Source organism: Solicola agrisoli (assembly GCF_049059935.1).
Classification (GTDB): domain Bacteria; phylum Actinomycetota; class Actinomycetes; order Propionibacteriales; family Nocardioidaceae; genus JAURVT01.
On sequence record NZ_JBMGQR010000057.1, the window covers coordinates 1 to 17,619 of the forward strand.

Sequence of the window (17,619 nt, forward strand, 5' to 3'; positions counted from 1 at the left end):
ATCGACGTCGAGAAGATCGCCGAGCGCGACCCCGACCTCGTCGCCGCCGTCCGCGACGTCTGGGCCGCCGAGCACGGCGCGCCACCGCTCGCCACGCCTCTGAAGGTCGACGGCCACCGGTTCGAGCGACGGCGGGTCGAGCTCGATGACGTCGGTGGGCCGCTGGTCTCTGCGCCGCCGGACGAGGACGGGCTGGCCGCCGCGGCCGAGGCACTGCCTGCGTCTGGGCTCGTGGCCGTCCACGGCGGTACCTCGCTGACCCGGGTGCTCCTGTGCGAGGAGGCGCGGCTGCGGCGCGGACTCGTCGCCGTCCTAGTAGACGACCTCGACGACGCCGCCGCCGAGACCGTCCTGCTCGCCGGGCGGGCCGACGCCGTCGCGAGCCCGGGGGAGACCCGATGACCGAGATCGCCACCCGCCCCTCCGCACTGGCGCCGCTGTTCGACCCCGCCGGCGTCGCCGTGGTCGGGGCGTCCAGCGAGCCCACCAAGCTCGGTGGCGTCATGGCGGCCGCACTGGGTGCCTTCTCCCGCCCCGTCGCCCTGGTCAACAGCCGCTCCTCCGGCGACGACGGCATGCAGCCCACCCTCGAGGCCGCCGCGAAGGCCGCCGAGGGGAACCTGGACCTGGCTGTCATCTGCGTGCCCGCCGCCGCCTGCGCCGACGTGGTCCGCGAGGCTGCCGACGTCGGCATCCGCGCCGCCCTCATCTGCGCCGGCGGATTCGCCGAAGCCGGCGGCGAGGGGCTCGAGCACCAGCGCCGTCTCGCCGACGCCGCCCGCCAGACCGGTGTGCGGGTGCTCGGCCCCAACACGTCGGGCTTCTTCGTGCCCGGCCTCGGCCTGCGGGCCAGCTTCGTTCCCGGTGTCGCCACCCTCCAGCCCGGTGCGGTCGGCGTCGTCGCCGCGAGCGGAGGCGTCAACCACGCCCTCGCCTTCGCCCTCCAGCGCGTGGGCTCGGGTCTGTCCCTCGGGGTCGGCATCGGCGCGGGCTTCGACATCACGTCGACCGACGTCGTCGAGCACCTCGCCGACGACCCCGCGACCCGCGCCATCGCGCTCCACGTCGAGACAGTCGCCGACGGAGACGCCCTGCTCGCGGCCGTGCGCCACGCGACGCGGACGACGCCGGTGGTCGCGCTGGTGGTGGGCCAGAACGACGTGGGCGACTTCGCCCGCTCGCACACCGGTGCGCTCGCCACGTCGTGGCGCACCACCCGCGCGCTGCTGGCCCAGGCCGGCGCAGTCGTCGTCGACGACGAGGACGCGCTGGTCACCGCCGTCACGACGCTGTCCCGGACCCGACTGGAGCCGCAGGCCGACCCCGGCGTAGCGCTCGTGACCGGCCAGGCCGGCCCGGGTCTGCTCGTCGCCGACGCGCTCCAGGGCGCCGGCGTCTCGATGCCGGTGCTGTCCGACCGCACGCAGGCGCGCCTCGGCGAGCTGCTGCCGCCGATCACCTTCCAGTCCAACCCCGTCGACACCGGTCGACCCGGCCCCCGCCACGTCGAGGTGGTCGAGGCGGTCGCCGCCGACGACGGCATCGACCTGATGGCCGTCTACGGCCTCACCGAGCCGGTCGTCGACCTGCCCGCTACCGTCGCCCGGGCCCGCACCGGCAGCGTTCGCACGGTCGTCGGACTCGACGGACCTCACGACGAGGTCGCCGTCGGCCGCCTCACCGCCGACGAGCTGGGCGTCCCCCTCGTCGTCGGCGCCACCTCGCTGGCCCGCGCCGTCGGCGCGCTCGTCGACGATTCCCGCGCCCGCCACCGAGCCGACGACACCTTCGTCCCGGTCACGGACGTCGACCTCCCGGACGGCCCGTGGGACGAGGCGGTGTCCAAGGACCTGCTCGGACGGCTCGGCGTCCCGACGCCGCCGCGGGAGGTCTGCGCCGACCGTCGAGCCGCGCACGACGCCCTCGACCGGTTGACCGCGCCGGTGGCGGTGAAGATCTGCGACGCGGCGATCCTGCACAAGAGCGACGTCGGCGGCGTCCACCTGGGCGTGCGTACCCACGACGACCTCGACGCCGCGCTCGACGCGCTCGCCGCCCTCACCGGCGGCCCATACCTGGTCGAGGAGATGGCTCCCGCCGGCGTCGACCTCGTCGTCGGCGCGCGACGGGACCCGGTCTTCGGGCCGGTCGTGCTGGTGGGCCTCGGCGGCACCGCGACCGAGGTGCTCGCCGACGTCGCCATCGCCTCGGTCCCCGCCACTTCGCGCCAGCTGGTCGCGCTCCCGGACGACCTGCGGACCCGCGCCCTGCTCGACGGCCACCGCGGCGGCCCCATCGTCGATCGCCACCAGCTGGCCCGCGTGCTGGCCGCGCTCGGCGGCCTGCTCCTCGAGCACGACGACCTCGCCGAGGTCGAGATCAACCCCCTGCGGGCCACGCACGACGGGCTCCTCGCCCTCGACGCCGTGCTGGTGGCCCGTTGCGACGCCGACCGAGAGGACTGAGCACCGTGGAGCACACGAGCCTGGGCACGGTCCCGTGGCCCGACGACGTGGCCGAGCGCTACCGACGTGAGGGCTACTGGGAGGGACGCCCGATCGGCGACCTGCTGTGGGAGGTCGCCGACGGCGCCCCCGATCGCGTCGCCGTCGTCGACGGCGACGCCCGCCTGACCTATGCCGAGCTCGTCGAACGGGCCGACGCCGCCGGCGGCCGACTCCTCGACGCCGGGCTGCGGCCCGACGACCGCGTCCTCGTGCAGCTGGCCAACGGCTGGCAGTTCGTCGTGCTCGTCCTCGCACTCGCCCGCACGGGCATCGTCCCGGTGATGGCGCTGCCGGCGCACCGCCGGCACGAGCTGCTCCATCTCGCCGAGGTCTCACAGGCCCGAGCCATCGCCGTCCCGGACGTTCTCCGAGACTTCGACCACCAGCAGCTCGCACACGACCTCGTCGTCGAGCTCCCCGACCTCGAGGTCGTGCTCGTCGACGGCGACCCGCGCGACGACGCCTTCGGGCTCGACCTGCTGCTAGCGCCGGCCGACGACCCCGCCGCCGCCCGTGCACGTCTCGACGCCGTCGAGCCCGACCCGGGCTCGCCGTTCTGCTTCCTGATCTCCGGCGGCACCACCGGCCTTCCCAAGCTGATCACCCGCACGCACGACGACTACGTCTGCAACCTGCGCTGGACCTCGCGCACGGCCGAGCTCGACGAGCACGACGTCTACCTCGGCACGCTGCCGGCCAGCCACAACTTCCCGCTGGCGTGCCCGGGCATCCTCGGCACGCTCCTCGTGGGCGGCCGCGTGGTCATGCTGCCCAGCCCCGAGCCCGGCCGCGCGTTCGCCGCGATCGAGTCCGAGGGCGTCACCGTCAGCGCCGCCGTGCCCGCAGTGGCCCAGCGGTGGGTGGAGCACCAGCAGACCGTCGGCGGAGCCCAGCTGCAGAGCCTGCGCGTGCTCCAGGTGGGCGGCTCAAGGATGCCCGACGAGATCGCGCGTCTGGTAGGCCCGGTGCTCGGCTGCACGCTGCAGCAGGTGTTCGGGATGGCCGAGGGCCTGATCAACACCACCCGGCTCGACGACCCCGACGACGTCGTCTGCACCACCCAGGGGCGGCCCGTGTGCCCCGCCGACGAGGTCCGCATCCTCGACCCGTTCGGCCAGGACCTGCCCGACGGCGAGCCCGGCGCGATCTTCACCCGCGGCCCCTACACGCCGCGCGGCTACTACCGCGCCGCCGAGCACAACGGCCGCGCCTTCATCGACGGCGGCTGGTACGGCAGCGGCGACGTCGTCGTCCGCCACCCCGACGGCAACCTCGTCGTGCACGGCCGCGACAAGGACATGATCAACCGCGGCGGGGAGAAGATCTCGGCCGAGGAGGTCGAGAGCCTGCTGTACCGCACCGAGGCCATCGAGATCGCCGCCGCGGTGTCGATGCCCGACCCGGTGCTGGGGGAGCGGCTCTGCGTCTACGCCGTCCCCAAGCCGGGCGCGACCATCACGCTCGACGACGTCCGCCGGTGCTTCCAGGACGCGGGCGTCGCGGCTTACAAGATCCCCGAGCGGCTCGAGGTCGTCGAGGTCCTGCCCATGACCAAGGTGGGCAAGATCGACAAGAAGGCGCTGCGCGAGGACATCAGCGGACGGATGGCGACCACCTCCGCCCCCACCCGACAGGAGGCACGATGACCGACACCACCACTGGCCCCACCGACACCGAGCAGGCCGATCTCGACCGGCTCTACGCCGACTTCGAGGCCGAGAACCTGATGCCGCTGTGGACGCAACGCGAGGGCCTCATGCCCGAGACGCCCACCCCGCAAGCCATCCCGCACGTCTGGCGCTGGGACACCCTGCTGCCGCTGGCCGAGCGCGCCGGCGACCTCGTGCCCGTCGGACGCGGCGGCGAGCGACGCGCGATCGCGCTGGCCAACCCCGGCCTCGGCGGACGCCCCTACGCCACCCCCACCCTGTGGGCCGCCATCCAGTACCTCGGCGGCCACGAGGTGGCCCCGGAGCACCGGCACTCCCAGAACGCGTTCCGCTTCGTCGTCGAGGGCGAGGGCGTCTGGACGGTCGTCAACGGCGACCCGGTCGCCATGCGTCGCGGCGACTTCCTGCTGACGCCGGGCTGGAACTTCCATGGCCACCACAACGAGACCGACCAGCCGATGGCCTGGATCGACGGCCTCGACATCCCCTTCGTGCACTACACCGACACCGCCTTCTTCGAGTACGGCTCGGACCGCGTCACCGACGAGTCCACGCCCGACATCTCGAGGTCCGAGCAGCTCTGGGCCAACCCCGGCCTGCGCCCGCTGTCGGGTCTGCGCGACACGGTCTCCTCGCCGCTCGGCGCCTACCGCTGGGAGCACACCGACCGTGCACTGACCAACCAGCTCGAGCTCGAGGCACAGGGCTTCCCAGCCACCGTCGAGCAGGGCCACGCCGCCATCCGCTACGTCAACCCCACCACCGGCGGCGACGTGATGCCCACCATCCGTGCCGAGTTCCACCGTCTGGCCGCCGGCGTCCAGACGCGCGTGCGTCGCCAGGTCGGCTCCAGCGTCTACCAGGTCTTCGAGGGACGCGGCGCGTTCGTCCTCGACGGCCAGACCTACCAGGTCACCCGCGGCGACCTCGTCGTCGTGCCGTCCTGGACACCGTTCAGCCTCCAGAGCGAGGACGGGCTCGACCTGTTCGGCTTCGGAGACCAGCCCATCGTCGAGCGCCTCGCGCTCGACCGCACCTACGTGGAGGAAGACCCCGCATGAGGCTCGTGACCCTGAGGACCGCCGACGGACACCGGGCGGGCCGGCTCGACGGCGACGTCGTCACCGAGATCGACGCCACCGACGTCGGCGCCCTGCTGGCGCGCGACGACTGGCGTGCCGTCGCCGAGGCCGCGACCGGCCGAGAGCACGCCTACGCCGACGTCGACCTCGCGCCCGTGGTGCCCGCACCGGGCAAGATCATCTGCGTCGGCCTGAACTACCGCACCCACATCCTCGAGATGGGGCGCGACCTGCCCGAGTACCCGACGCTGTTCGCCAAGTTCACCGACACCCTGACCGGTCCGTACGACGACGTCGTGCTGCCGCCCGAGGACGACACCGTCGACTGGGAAGCCGAGCTAACCGTCGTCGTGGGACAGGCGTGCCGCCGCGTCGACGAGGCCGGTGCCGCCGCCGCGATCGCGGGGTACACCGTCGCCAACGACGTCTCGATGCGCACCTGGCAGAACCGCACCAAGGAGTGGCTGCAGGGCAAGGCGTGGGAGGCCTCGACCCCGATCGGGCCGGCGCTGGTCACCACCGACGAGTGGGAGCCGGGCCCGGCGATCTGGACCGCCGTCGACGGCGAGCGCACCCAGGAGTCGGTCACGAGCGACCTCGTCCACGGACCGCTCGCGCTGGTCTCGTACGTCTCGACGCTGGTGACGCTGCGCCCCGGCGACCTGATCCTCACCGGCACCCCCGGCGGCGTCGGCCACGCCCGCAAGCCCCCGCGCTACCTCGCCGACGGCCAGACCATGGAGACCGGCGTCGACGGCCTGGGCGAGCTGCGCAACCGCGTCGTCACCGAGAAGGTCGGCTGAGCGGTGGTCGCACGCGTCGACCAGGCCACCGACCCGCAGGTCCGTGAGGACCTCGCCCTGGTGCGCCTCGGCACGGCCTACTACCGGCGTGTCCTGGACTCGCTGACCGATGCGGCCCTGGACGGCCCGACGCTGCTCCCGGGATGGACGCGGCGGCACCTCACCGCCCACGTCGGCTACAACGCCCGCGCGCTGGCGCGGCTGGTGGAGTGGGCGGCGTCGGGGGAGGAGAACCCGATGTACCCCTCCCCGGGCGCCCGTAACGAGGAGATCGAGCTCGGTGCGACGCTCAACCCGGCGGCGCTGCGCAACCTCAGCGAGCACGCGGCGATCGACCTCGACGTCCGATGGCGCGACCTGCCGGCCGACCGGTGGGCGTTCGAGGTCGTCACCGCGCAGGGCCGCACCGTCCCCGTCGCCGAGACCGTCTGGATGCGCTCGCGAGAGGTCTGGCTGCACGCGGTCGACCTCGACGCCGGAGGCCGGCTCGCCGACGTCCCCACCCCGGTGCTGCAACGGCTGCTCGCCGACATCGTCGGCGCCTGGACCCGCCGAGGCGAGATCGACGGACTGGTGGTGGAGACCGACGGCGGCCGACGACTCGGCGACGTCGACGCGGCCTCGCCGGCGGTGGTGTCCGGACCGCTCGTGGACGTGGTGGGCTGGGCCACCGGGCGGTCGGTGCCGCGGGCGGGCGACAAGTCGCGCCCCGTGGCACCCCGGTGGATCTGAGCGTCGTCCCGACGCCGCTCCCGCGGGGGACCGCGCCGACCGAGGATGCGGACGGCATGATGTGGGCCGTGGCGCCCAGACCCCGATCGCTGATTCTCGACCTCTTCGGCGACTACCTGCGCTACACCGACGCCGAGGTCCGGCTGGGACACCTGTCCACCCTCATGGCCGAGTTCGGTGTCGCCCCGGCGACCGTGCGCGTCACGGTGTCCCGGCTCCGGCGGGAGGGCTGGTTCACGACCCGCCGCGAGGGCCGCGAGACCGTCTACCGCCTCAGCGAGTCCATGCTCGACGTCCTCGAGACCGGACGTCAGCGCATCTTCGCCAGCGCACCGACCAGATGGGACGGCACCTGGACGATGGTGATCTACCAGGTCTCGGAGTCCGAGCGGCAGGGCCGCGAGCACCTGCGCAAACAGTTGGCCTGGCACGGGTTCGGGCCTTTGACGACCTCCACCTGGCTCGCGCCCGGAGACCGCTGCGACGAGATCTCGTCCGTGGTGGCCGAGGTGCCGTCGGCCCAGATCGACGTGATGACCTGCAGGACCGGTGATCTGGACCGCGATCGCGACCTGGCTGGGCGCTGCTGGGATCTGGACACCCTGGCCCAGGAGTACCGCGCGTTTGACGACGACAGCCGCCACCTGCTCGGCCACGTCGACGACCTGAGTGGGGCCGATGCCCTGGTCACCAGGACGAACCTGGTGACCACCTACCGTCATTTCCCGTTTCAGGACCCTCGGCTGCCACCTGAGCTGCGGCCGTCGGACTGGCCCGGTGAGCGTGCGCACGAGCTGTTCACGACGGCGCACGACCGTCTCGGCCCTGCCGCCCGCGAGCACGTGGCGGCCGTGCTCGGCCGCGAGGTACAGGAGGCCTGAGCCTCGCCGCCGGCCGGTCGTCCGTCCGGCGGCGAGGCTCTCAGGAGACTCGGGGAAGGGTCACCAGACCAGTACCGGCTTGATGACCTTGCCGGACTCAGAGTCGGCGAACGCGTCGTTGATCGCCTCGTGGTCGTAGGTCTCCTGCAGCCGGTCAAACGGGAAGCTGCCCTGCTTCCACAGGGCCACCAGGCGGGGGATGAACTCCTGGGGCACTGCGCTGCCCTGCACGATCGTCTTGAACGTCCAGCCCTTCACCAGCGAGCCGCCGATCTCGAACGCCGCCTCGGTGCCCGGAGCGGCCGCGCCGACCAGGGCCAGGGTGCCGCGGATCGCCAGGGCGTTCGCCGCCGCGACGAGCAGCGACGGGATGGCGGTGGTGTCCAGGATGGAGTCGACGCCGGCCTCGCCGGTGAGCTTCAGCAGCGCGGCGGTGAGGTCCTCATCGGAGGTGTTGACCGCGTGGGTGGCACCCAGCTCCAGGGCCAGGTCCAGCCGGGACTGGTGGCGGTCGACGGCGACGATCGTGGTGCAGCCGGCCACCTTGGCGGCCATCACGGCCGCCATGCCCACGGCCCCGGAACCGATGACCGCGAACGTCGACCCCGGCACCGGCTTGATCTCGTTGAGGACGGCGCCGGCGCCGGTCTGCATGCCGCAGCCGAGCGGCGCCATCTTCTCCAGCGGCACCTCGGGGTCGATCTTGATGATGCTCGACTCGCTGACGTTCGCGAGGGTGGAGAAGGCGGACTGGCCGAAGAAGTGCGACGAGATGCGCTCCCCGTCCTTGGACAGCGAGGTGCTGCCGTCCTCGCGGGAGCCTACGAAGTCCTGGGCGAAGAGGTTCTCGCAGTAGGCCATGCGGCCCGCGCGGCACTGTGAGCAGTGCCGGCAGTACGCGGCCGACAGGACGACGTGGTCGCCGGGGACGACGGCGGTGACGTGGGTGCCGACCTCCTCGACGACCCCGGCGCCCTCGTGGCCGAGGACGGCAGGCAGCGGCGTGGGGTAGACGCCGTCGCGCACGATGGCGTCGGTGTGGCAGACGCCGGTCGCGACCATGCGCACCCGGACCTCGTCGTGGCGCAGCTCGTCGAGCTCGAGCTGCTCGATGCTCAGCGGTTGTCCGTGGTCGCGGGCGACTGCGGCGGTGATGGTGACCATGGTGTGTTCCCTCGGGTGAGTGGTGGGTGGTGGTGACAAACCACAGGCACGCCCGAGGACGTGCCTGTGGTCTGCGTTGTGGTGCGTGCGGGTGTGACTACTTGACGACGCGGATCGCGTGCTCCTCGACGTACTCCGACATGCCCGCGGCGCCGAACTCCCGGCCGATGCCGCTCTGCTTGATGCCGCCGAAGGGCATGCGCAGGTCGAGCGAGGCGAAGGAGTGGCTGTTGACGAACGTGCTCCCGGCCTCGATCTGGCGGGCCACGGTGAGGGCGTGGTCGGTGTCGGTGCCCCACACCGACGAGCACAGGCCGTACTCGCTGTCGTTCGCCCAGGCGATGGCCTGCTCCTCGGAGTCGTAGGCGACGACCGGGATGATGGGGCCGAACTGCTCGCACGAGGTGATGAGCGCGTCGTGCTCGACGTCGCGGACCACGTGGGGCAGCACGTAGTAGCCGTTGTCCCACTGGTCGGCGTCGAGCTTGTGACCGAGCTCGATCACCTTGGACGGGCTGTCCTTGGCGGCGGCGATCAGCTCGGAGACGCGGTCGAACTGCGCCTTGTTGTTCAGCGGGCCAAAAGAGGCCTCGGGGTCCAGTCCGTGGCCCACCTTGTACTGACCGACGCGGTCGCACAGCGCGTCCACGAACGTGTCGTAGGAGGCGCGCGGGACGTACACGCGCTTGACCGCGAAGCAGATCTGCCCGGTGCGGGTGAAGATGCCCGGAAGCATGCCCTCGAGCGTGGAGTCGAGGTCGGCGTCGTCGAGGACGACCGCGGCGTCGTTGCCACCAAGCTCGAGCGTGACGTTCTTGATCGACTGAGCCGCGCTCGACATGACGTGACGAGCGGTGGCGGTGCCGCCGGTGAAGCCCACCTTGCGGATCAGCGGGTGGGAGGTCAGCGCCTCGCCCACCTCGGTGTCGCCGAGCACCACGTTGACGACGCCCTCGGGCAGCTCGGCGCTCATCCGCTCGAGCAGCATCGTGAGCGCGGCGGGCGCGAACGGCGACGGCTTGAGCACGATGGTGTTGCCCGTGGCCAGCGCCGGAGCCAGCTTCATCATGGTCAGGACGACCGGCATGTTCCACGGCACGATGGCACCGACGACGCCGCGCGGCACCTTCTCGATGCTGATGAAGCTGGTCTCGTCGTCGTGCTGGACGGCTTCGAAGAAGGACTCGGCGAGGCTCGCGGTGTGCTGAAGCACCCCGGTGCCGAGCATGAAGTCGGTGGTCGCCTCCCACAGGACGCCGCCGTGCTCGCGCACCAGCAGCGGTGCGAGCTCCTCGGCGCTGCCCTGCACGATGTCGGCGGCCTTCATGATGACCGCGACGCGCTCGCTGACCGGCGTGCTGCGCCAGGACAGGAACGCCTGGTGGGCTCGCTGGACGGCGCGGTCGACGTCGGCGGCGGTGCCGGTCGCGACACGCGAGGCCACGGTGTCGAGTCGGCCCGGGTCGACGTGGTCGCGGAAGTTGCTGCTGGCCGCTCCACCGGTGAGGTGGTCGACGGCGGGCGGGGTGAAGGAGTCGGTGACGGTCATGTGTTCCCTCGGCTTCGAGTGGTGGCGAGCTGGCAGGAGGTCCTGGCGGGGCCAAGCCGCGTCGGTGCCGGGCAAGGAGGCGCGGGTGTGACGCGGACCTCAATGTAACAGTTCGTAGACGGTAAGCCCAGATGTGTTTCGAAAATCTTCCGGCCCCGCCAATGGACGCCCGGGGACGGCCGCGCGTGCCGTCACCGGGAGGCGTCTTCAGCGCGACGGGTCGACCAGCAGCTTCATCTTGCGGCCGGCCCGCAGCTCCTCGAATCCGGCGTCGACGACGTCGCTCAGGGCGATCGTGTCGACCCAACCGGTCGTGTCGTAATGCCCTTGGGCCATCAGGTCGATGACGGCGCGGTAGTCGTCGGCGGTGTAGCAGATCGTGCCCTGGATGCGGCGCTCGCGGAGGACCAGGTTGATCAGGGGTGTCGGCAACGGCTTGTCGTAGATCGCGACGCTGACGAGCGTGCGGCGCTCACCGATGCAGTCCAGTGCCGACTCGATGGCCGGTGTCACGCCGGCCGCGTCGAACGCAGCGTCGACGCCGTCGCCGTTCGTGCGGTCGGCGATGAGGGCGGGGACGTCCTCGGAGGTGGGGTCGAGGGTGCGGGCACCGAGCGCCTCGATCGAGCGGCGCCGGGTCTCCGAGGGCTCGACAACATCGATCTCGGTGAGGCCGAGCCCGCGCAGCGCGAACCACAGCCCGATGCCGATGGGTCCCGCGCCGTAGACCAGGGCGCGGCTCTGGTCGGTGACGTCGGCCAGCTTGGCAGCGTGGTACGCGACCGACATGGGCTCGACCAGCGCACCCATCTCGAGCTCGACGCTGTCGGGGAGGTGGTGCACCTGGTTGCGGGGGACGACGGTGTACTCGGCCATGCCGCCGTCGGTCATCAGGCCATGGAAGCCCACGACGTTGCAGAGGTTGTAGCGGCCGTCTCGGCAAGGTCGGCACTCGCCGCAGCGGTAGACCGGTTCGATGGTCACGCGGTCGCCCTCGGCGACGTCGGTGACGCCCGCGCCGACGTCGGTGACGGTGCCGGAGAACTCGTGTCCCATCACCAGGGGCATGGCGCGGCCGGTCAGGGGGTGGGGGTCGCTGGGCGGGATGAAGATCGGGCCGTCGTAGTACTCGTGCAGGTCGGTGCCGCAGATGCCGTTGCGGCTGACCTCGACCTTCACCTGGCCCTGCGAGGGGGTGGGCTCGGGGATGTCGTCGATCTGCAGCTTGCCGTTGCCGTAGTACATGCCTGCGCGCATGGTCTCTCCCTGTGTCGGTGTGTTCGTTGGCGTCCTGGTGTCGTCAGAGGGTGCGGATGAGCTTCTTGTTGGCGAACTCGTCGACGCCGAACCGGCCGAGCTCTCGCCCGACGCCTGAGTTCTTGACGCCGCCGAACGGCATGTCGGGTGCGCTCTTGATGGTGGTGTTGACCCCGACCATGCCGGTCTCGAGCCGGTCCGCGACCTGGGCGGCCTGCTCGACGTCCTGCGAAAACACCGCGCCCCCCAGGCCGTACGACGAGTCGTTGGCCAGCTCCACGGCGTCGTCCACGTCACCGACGCGATAGAGCACGGCGACGGGGCCGAAGAGCTCCTCTCGGTAGGCGCGCATCTCGGGGGTGACGCCGGACAGCACGGTGGCGGGATACCAGGCGCCCTCGCCGTCAGGCACCTCACCGCCGAGGTGCACCGTCGCGCCCTTGGCCTTGGCGTCCTCGACCTGCTCGGCGAGGTCGGCTCGCGCCTGGGCCGATGCCATCGGACCGAGACGCGTCTGGGGGTCCGTCGGGTCGCCGAGCGTCCAGTCGCGGGCCTTGGCGAGGAACCCGTCGACGAACTGCTGCCATACCGGCTCGGTGACGATGAGCCGCTTGGAGGACGTGCAGACCTGGCCGGCGTTGCCGAACCGGCCGGTGACGGCGGCCGACACGGCCTGGTCGAGGTCGGCGTCGGGGAGGACCAGAAGTGGGTCGGAGCCGCCGAGCTCGAGCACGCACTTCTTCAGGTGCTTGCCGGCCAGGGCCCCGACCGCGCTGCCGGCGCGCTCCGAGCCAGTGAGCGAGACACCCTGAAGGTGTGGGCTGGCGATGATGTCGGCGACCTGCTCGCTGGACACGAACACGTTCTGGTAGACGCCGGCCGGTGCGCCCGCGGCGTCGATGATCTCGGCGATCTGCAGGGCCTGCTGCGGGCAGCTGGGGGCGTGCTTGAGCAGGATGGTGTTGCCGAGCAGCAGGTTCGGCGCGACGAAACGGGCCGCCTGGTAGTACGGGAAGTTCCAGGGCATGATCCCGAGGAGGGGGCCGATGGGCGCGGTGCGGACCAGGGCCCGTCCGCCGGCGGCGATGTCGAGCTCCTCGTCGGCCAGCAGCTGGCCGGCGTGGGTGGCGTAGTACTCGTAGATCGATGCGGCGAGCTCGACCTCGCCCCTGGCCTGGGCGATCGGCTTGCCCATCTCCAGGGTCATCAGCGACGCGAGCTCGTCAGCGCGTTCGCGGTACAGGTCCGCGATCTTCTGGAGCACCGTGGTCCGCTCGCGGACGTCCGCGGCGTGCCAGCCGCGGTAGGCCGAGGCGGATTCCTCGAGCGCCTGCGTCACGGCGGCGTCGGACAGCGGGGCGAACTCCCGCACCACCGCTCCGGTGGTGGGGTCGATGGTCGCGAAGGTGCTCATGGTCGTCCTCGGGTGTGGGGGATGACGTAACGCGGCGAGCCGCCGCCCGACGGGCGGCGGCTCGCCCTGGGCTCAGGCCGGTGTCAGCGCTTCGGTGTGCGAGGTGAAGCTGGGGTAGCCCTGGGCCGCCTCCTGGCCGATCAGCGAGCGGTACTCCTTGAGCCCGCCCAGGTAGAACATCACCGTGCGCTTCTTGCCTGGGATGTTGGCGCCGAAGATCCACGAGGCCGCCTTGGGGAACAAGGTGGCGTCCGCGATCTCAGCGCACGCGTCGGTCCACTTCGTCTCGACCTCGGGCTTGACGTCCAGCCACGCATGGTCGGTGGCGGCCAGGTGCTTGACGGTGTCGCTGATCCACTCGACCTGGGTCTCGATCGACGGCGGCAGGTTCGTGAACGGGCCGTTGGGGCCGAGGATCATGAACATGTTCGGGAAGCCTGCGGTGGTCATCCCCAGGTAGCTGGTGGGGCCGTCGGCCCAGTGGTCCTTGAGCAGCTCGCCGTTGCGGCCGCGGATGTCGGACCGCTTGTAGTTGCCGTCGACGGCGTCGAAGCCGGTGGCCAGGACCAGGACGTCGAGCTCGTGAAGCTCGCCGTCGGCGGTGACGATGCCGTTCTCGGTGAGCCGCTCGATCGGGTTCTCCGACAGCGCGACCAGCGAGACGTTGTCGCGGTTGAACGTCTCGTACAGGCCGGAGTCACAGAGGGGGCGTCGGGCGTAGAGGTCGGTGGGGGTCAGCTTGCGGGCGGTCTCGGGGTCCTTGACGATCTCGGCGATCTTCTTGCGGATGAACGCCGCGGCCGCCTCGTTGGCCTCGGGATCCGTGGCGATGTCGCCGAACGTCTCGAACATGTAGCGGAAGCCGCCACCCTCGTCCCACGCCTCCTGGTAGACACGCTCGCGCTCCTCGGGCGGGACCGCGAAGGTCTCGGCGGTGCTCTCCACGAAGCCCATCGCGAGCCCAGAGTTCCACACCTGGTCCCAGTTGGCCCCGAAGTTGTCCTTCTGCGCCTGGAGCTCCTCGGGGGTGAGCTCGCGGTTGCCTGCCGGGACGCTGTACTGCGGAGTCCGCTGGAACGAGGTGAGGTGTCCCACGAGCGGCGCCATCGCGGTGATGACCTGGCCACCGGTGGAGCCGTTGCCGATGACGCCGACCTTCTTGCCCGCGAAGTCGAGGTCCTCGGGCCAGGCGCCGGTGTGCACCAGCCGGCCCTGGAAGGAGTCGATGCCGGGGAAGTCGGGAATGTTGGTCGCCGACAGCAGACCGAGGCCGGTGATGAGGAACCGGCAGACGTAGGTGACGCCCCGGTCGGTCTGTACCGTCCACGTCCCCTGCGACTCGTCGAAGTCCGCCGAGGTCATCCCGGTCTCGAGCTCGAAGCGGTCGCGGAGGTCGTAGCGGTCGACGACGCTGTTCAGGTACTCCAGGATCTCGGGCTGCGTGACGAACTTGGTCTTCCAGGGGTTCTGCTCGAACAGCTCGCGGTCGAAGGAGAACTGGTAGACGAACGATTCGGAGTCCGACAGGGCGCCGGGGTACTTGTTCCAGAACCAGGTGCCACCGATTCCCGAGGCCTTGTCGATGGCGATGGCGTCGAGGCCGAGCTCGTTGCGCAGCTTGTAGAGCGAGTAGATGCCACCGAAGCCCGCTCCCACGACGAGGGCGTCGAGGTGGCGGACCTGGGGTGAGGCGGTCTGGGTCATGGTGCTGGTCTCCTCCGATGACACGAGCGGTGTTGGCGCGTTTCACGCACTCGCCATCCTGTGACCCGCGCCACGTGGTCGCGTGTGCCGATGTGGAACACCGTTGCGCCTCGGACACCGGCGTTGATACCCCACAGGTCTCAATATCGGACTCACGTTGCATTGGATTGTGTGGGCCACACGACGCACAGTGGGACCACCGACCCGAGGAGACCCATGAACGACCAGGTCCGCGATACCCGCCACGAGTTGGCTCGCGTCGGCCTGCTCGGCGACGTCCAAGCGCCGGGTGTCGTCCCCGACCTGGTCCTGCGCAGCTGGCGGCGTTCGATCAGCAACCGCGTCGAGATGTCGGCGGTCGCGCAGCGCTACCGGGACGTCGACACCGACACCATCTTGTGCCGGGCGGCCGACCCGGTGATGGACCGGTGGCAGCACCACCTCGCCGACACCGGCACGACGTTGTTCCTGAGCGACCGTGGTGGCAGCATCGTCGCCCGCCGCACCACCGATCACGGCGTCCGTCGCCGCCTGGACAAGGTGCATGCCGCCGAGGGCTTCGACTACTCCGAGGACGCCGTCGGCACCAACGGTCTGGGCACGTCGATGGTCGAGCAGCACCCGGTGTACATCCGTGGGAGCGAGCACTACAACGACGTGCTCTCCGGCCTGGCCTGCGCGGCCGTGCCGGTGTCCGCCCCGGCCGGCGCCGTGATCGGTGCGATCTCGCTCGGCGGTCCGCTCGACGTCGCCAACCCTCTGATGCTGTCGTTGACCCGTGAGATCGGGCAGCAGATCGAGGAGCGACTGAGGGCGACGGCCCGTCCGCAGGACCTGGCCCTCGCCATGTCGTTCATGCGGTTCAAGAACGCCCAGCGTCCGACGCTCGTGATGGACGAGCACTCGCTTCTGGCCAACACCCCCGGCCTGCCCTACGTCAGCGTCACGTCCCACCTCGCGTTGTGGGAGATGTTCAACGTGCACGACTGGTCGGGCACGCCCGTCGCCCGCGTCCACCTCGACGGCCCAGGGATCGACGTCGTCGCTCGTCGCGTGAGCGAGGGGGCTCGGGCGCACTACGTGCTCCACGTCGAGGGGACGCCGTCGCCCCGTCAGCGGCTTGAGGGTGACGGCGAGTCGCTCGCGGTCCCTGAGCTGTCGCGCCCGACATCGGCCCTGCTGGTCGTCGAGGGCCCGCCTGGGTCAGGCCGTGTCACCCGGGCGATGGCTCACCTGCGCGACGTCGCCGGTGGGTCCGAGCCCGTGGTGCACCTGCTCGGTTCGACCAGCACGCCGCCGCTTCTGGAGATGGAGCAGTCCCTCGGTCAGGGCCAGTGCGTGGTCCTCCGCCGGGTCGAGCACCTCACCGAGGACGCGGCACCGGCACTGCGCAGGTTCGTCGAGCAGCACCGCAAGTCCGCCGCCGCCGACACCCACCGCGGGACCCTGGTCCTCACCGGCTGGCATCAGCAGTGCAGCCCCGGCGTTCGACTGGTTCTCGACTCGCTGGGCACAGCCGAGCGCACGCAGGCATTGGCCGATGTCCCCGAACAGGTGCCCGCGCTCGTCAAGGACGTCCTCGAGCAGGTCGACCCCGACGGGCGACTCACGTTCTCCCCGGCGGCGTTGCAGGCCTTCGTGCAGTGGAGGTGGCCGGGCAACCTGTCCGAGCTGGTCGACACCGTGCGGTCGCTCGCCCAGGTCGCCACCGGTCCGGTGATCGAGCGCCGGGACCTGCCCCAACACCTTCAGTCGGCGCCGCCGCGCCGCGGCCTGTCCATGATCGAGAACGCCGAGCGCGACGCCATCGTGCGCGCGATGGAGGCCTGCCACGGCAACAAGTCCGACGCCGCGGCAATGCTCGGCATCGGCCGGACCACGCTCTATCGCCGTTTGCGCCAGCTGGGCCTCAACGCCGACGAGGGCACGCTCTGAGGGACCTCGGTCAGCGGGAGGCGGCGGGGGAGACGTCGAGGCTCAGCAACTCGGCGAGCGTCGCACGCAGTGCGGGTCCCTGGTCATCCGTCCGGTAGGCGACACGTAGGTCGACGTCGGGGCTGGCGTCGCGGAGCGGCACGAACGCCACGTGCGGATCGGTCGCGTTCTGGGCCACGGAGGCCAAGGTCAGGTGCACCCCGACCTCGGCCCCGACCAGGGCCAGCGCGGTCTGGGTGTCCGGGGCGATCTGCACGACGTCGGCCACGAAGCCGCACTCACGCGACAGCCGGCTCAACCGATCGGGCAGGACCGACCCCTCGTGCGGGGGCAGCGAAATGAAGCCGTCGGTGCTCAGGTCCGCCATGGCCGCCTCCGGCGCCGCGGCGAACCGGTGCGTGTCGGGGACGGCGAGCGCCAGCCCGTCCGGCATCACGACGCGCGCGGAGATCTCGGCCGGAAGGACGTCCCACCGGCCGAGCGCCAGGTCGGTCTCCCCGCGCAGCAGGCGCCTCATCGCCGGCTGCGCGAAGTTCTGGCTGGACAGCTCGAGGTGGACGCCGGGCCGGTTTGTGCGCATCACACGTGCCAGCTGGGCGACGAGCCTGTGGGTCGAGACGCCCGCGAATGCGACCCGCACGAGACCTACCTCGCCCTGGTCGGCCGAGCGGACGGCGGTCTCGGCGCGCCGGACCGCGGTGAGGATGTCGCGCGCCGGGCCGACGAGGGCCTCCCCGCCGGAGGTGAGTCGCACCGAGCGGGTGCTGCGCTCGAACAGCCGCGTGCCCAGCTCGCGCTCGAGCCGGTTGATGGTGCGACTGAGAGGCGGCTGCGCGATGTGCAGCCGTTGGGCAGCGCGCCCGAAGTGCAGCTCCTCGGCGACCGCGAGAAAGGCCCGCGCTTGAGCGACGTCCATCGGTT

The 17,619-nt window shown here is 71.3% G+C and carries 14 protein-coding genes; 8 read left to right on the top strand and 6 right to left on the bottom strand.

All coding sequences use genetic code 11. The annotated features are described in order from the left end of the window. From ACI6PP_RS17040 to ACI6PP_RS17070, 7 genes are all read left to right on the top strand, one after another. Positions 1-402: hypothetical protein (locus tag ACI6PP_RS17040; RefSeq protein WP_421112813.1), on the top strand; the 402-nt coding region annotated here is incomplete at its 5' end. Further along, positions 399-2,465 carry an acetate--CoA ligase family protein gene (locus ACI6PP_RS17045; protein ID WP_421112814.1) on the top strand — a complete coding sequence of 689 codons (2,067 nt, stop codon included), beginning with the start codon at positions 399-401 and terminating at the stop codon, positions 2,463-2,465. The genes ACI6PP_RS17040 and ACI6PP_RS17045, both read left to right, overlap by 4 nt. A 5-nt stretch (positions 2,466-2,470) precedes the next feature. Beyond that, positions 2,471-4,153 (top strand): (2,3-dihydroxybenzoyl)adenylate synthase, encoded by a 1,683-nt coding sequence (locus ACI6PP_RS17050; RefSeq protein WP_421112815.1) that lies wholly within the window; start codon positions 2,471-2,473, stop codon positions 4,151-4,153. Further along, positions 4,150-5,238 (top strand): cupin domain-containing protein, encoded by a 1,089-nt coding sequence (locus ACI6PP_RS17055; RefSeq protein ID WP_421112816.1) that lies wholly within the window; start codon positions 4,150-4,152, stop codon positions 5,236-5,238. The genes ACI6PP_RS17050 and ACI6PP_RS17055 overlap by 4 nt, the downstream gene beginning before the upstream one ends. After that, positions 5,235-6,062: a fumarylacetoacetate hydrolase family protein gene (locus ACI6PP_RS17060; RefSeq protein ID WP_421112817.1), complete on the top strand. Its 828-nt coding sequence runs from the start codon at positions 5,235-5,237 to the stop codon at positions 6,060-6,062. The genes ACI6PP_RS17055 and ACI6PP_RS17060 overlap by 4 nt, the downstream gene beginning before the upstream one ends. 3 nt (positions 6,063-6,065) lie before the next feature. Continuing rightward, positions 6,066-6,794 carry a maleylpyruvate isomerase family mycothiol-dependent enzyme gene (locus ACI6PP_RS17065; protein WP_421112818.1) on the top strand — a complete coding sequence of 243 codons (729 nt, stop codon included), beginning with the start codon at positions 6,066-6,068 and terminating at the stop codon, positions 6,792-6,794. Further along, positions 6,785-7,675 (top strand): PaaX family transcriptional regulator, encoded by an 891-nt coding sequence (locus ACI6PP_RS17070; protein ID WP_421112819.1) that lies wholly within the window; start codon positions 6,785-6,787, stop codon positions 7,673-7,675. The genes ACI6PP_RS17065 and ACI6PP_RS17070 overlap by 10 nt, the downstream gene beginning before the upstream one ends. 60 nt (positions 7,676-7,735) lie before the next feature. Here ACI6PP_RS17070 and ACI6PP_RS17075 read toward each other — a convergent pair whose 3' ends face one another. The 5 genes from ACI6PP_RS17075 to ACI6PP_RS17095 form a co-directional block, all read right to left on the bottom strand. Beyond that, positions 7,736-8,839, bottom strand: coding sequence for an NAD(P)-dependent alcohol dehydrogenase (locus ACI6PP_RS17075; RefSeq protein ID WP_421112820.1), 1,104 nt, complete (start codon positions 8,837-8,839; stop codon positions 7,736-7,738). Between the two features lie 97 nt (positions 8,840-8,936). Then, positions 8,937-10,388: an aldehyde dehydrogenase family protein gene (locus tag ACI6PP_RS17080; protein WP_421112821.1), complete on the bottom strand. Its 1,452-nt coding sequence runs from the start codon at positions 10,386-10,388 to the stop codon at positions 8,937-8,939. 207 nt (positions 10,389-10,595) lie between these two features. Then, positions 10,596-11,645: a 2,3-butanediol dehydrogenase gene (locus ACI6PP_RS17085; RefSeq protein ID WP_421112822.1), complete on the bottom strand. Its 1,050-nt coding sequence runs from the start codon at positions 11,643-11,645 to the stop codon at positions 10,596-10,598. 43 nt (positions 11,646-11,688) lie between these two features. Next, on the bottom strand, positions 11,689-13,059 hold the full coding sequence (locus ACI6PP_RS17090; protein ID WP_421112823.1) for an NAD-dependent succinate-semialdehyde dehydrogenase: 1,371 nt from the start codon (positions 13,057-13,059) through the stop codon (positions 11,689-11,691). Positions 13,060-13,131: 72 nt separating this feature from the next. Continuing rightward, the gene (locus ACI6PP_RS17095; RefSeq protein WP_421112824.1) at positions 13,132-14,763 is read right to left on the bottom strand and encodes a flavin-containing monooxygenase; all 1,632 of its coding nucleotides are present in this window, start codon (positions 14,761-14,763) and stop codon (positions 13,132-13,134) included. A gap of 216 nt (positions 14,764-14,979) precedes the next feature. Between ACI6PP_RS17095 and ACI6PP_RS17100 the strand changes: the two genes are divergently transcribed. Next, entirely contained in the window at positions 14,980-16,698 is a 1,719-nt protein-coding gene (locus ACI6PP_RS17100; protein WP_421112825.1) for a sigma-54-dependent Fis family transcriptional regulator, read from the top strand. A gap of 10 nt (positions 16,699-16,708) precedes the next feature. Here the strand turns inward: ACI6PP_RS17100 and ACI6PP_RS17105 are convergent, their stop codons facing one another. Continuing rightward, positions 16,709-17,614, bottom strand: coding sequence for a LysR substrate-binding domain-containing protein (locus ACI6PP_RS17105; RefSeq protein ID WP_421112826.1), 906 nt, complete (start codon positions 17,612-17,614; stop codon positions 16,709-16,711). Positions 17,615-17,619: the final 5 nt, after the last annotated feature.

Coding starts and splice junctions, on each gene's coding strand:
- ACI6PP_RS17105 (WP_421112826.1), bottom strand. CDS start 17,614: ATGGACGTCGCTCAAGCGCGGGCCTTTCTCGCGGTCGCCGAGGAGCTG.
- ACI6PP_RS17080 (WP_421112821.1), bottom strand. CDS start 10,388: ATGACCGTCACCGACTCCTTCACCCCGCCCGCCGTCGACCACCTCACC.
- ACI6PP_RS17060 (WP_421112817.1), top strand. CDS start 5,235: ATGAGGCTCGTGACCCTGAGGACCGCCGACGGACACCGGGCGGGCCGG.
- ACI6PP_RS17085 (WP_421112822.1), bottom strand. CDS start 11,645: ATGCGCGCAGGCATGTACTACGGCAACGGCAAGCTGCAGATCGACGAC.
- ACI6PP_RS17095 (WP_421112824.1), bottom strand. CDS start 14,763: ATGACCCAGACCGCCTCACCCCAGGTCCGCCACCTCGACGCCCTCGTC.
- ACI6PP_RS17100 (WP_421112825.1), top strand. CDS start 14,980: ATGAACGACCAGGTCCGCGATACCCGCCACGAGTTGGCTCGCGTCGGC.
- ACI6PP_RS17055 (WP_421112816.1), top strand. CDS start 4,150: ATGACCGACACCACCACTGGCCCCACCGACACCGAGCAGGCCGATCTC.
- ACI6PP_RS17045 (WP_421112814.1), top strand. CDS start 399: ATGACCGAGATCGCCACCCGCCCCTCCGCACTGGCGCCGCTGTTCGAC.
- ACI6PP_RS17090 (WP_421112823.1), bottom strand. CDS start 13,059: ATGAGCACCTTCGCGACCATCGACCCCACCACCGGAGCGGTGGTGCGG.
- ACI6PP_RS17075 (WP_421112820.1), bottom strand. CDS start 8,839: ATGGTCACCATCACCGCCGCAGTCGCCCGCGACCACGGACAACCGCTG.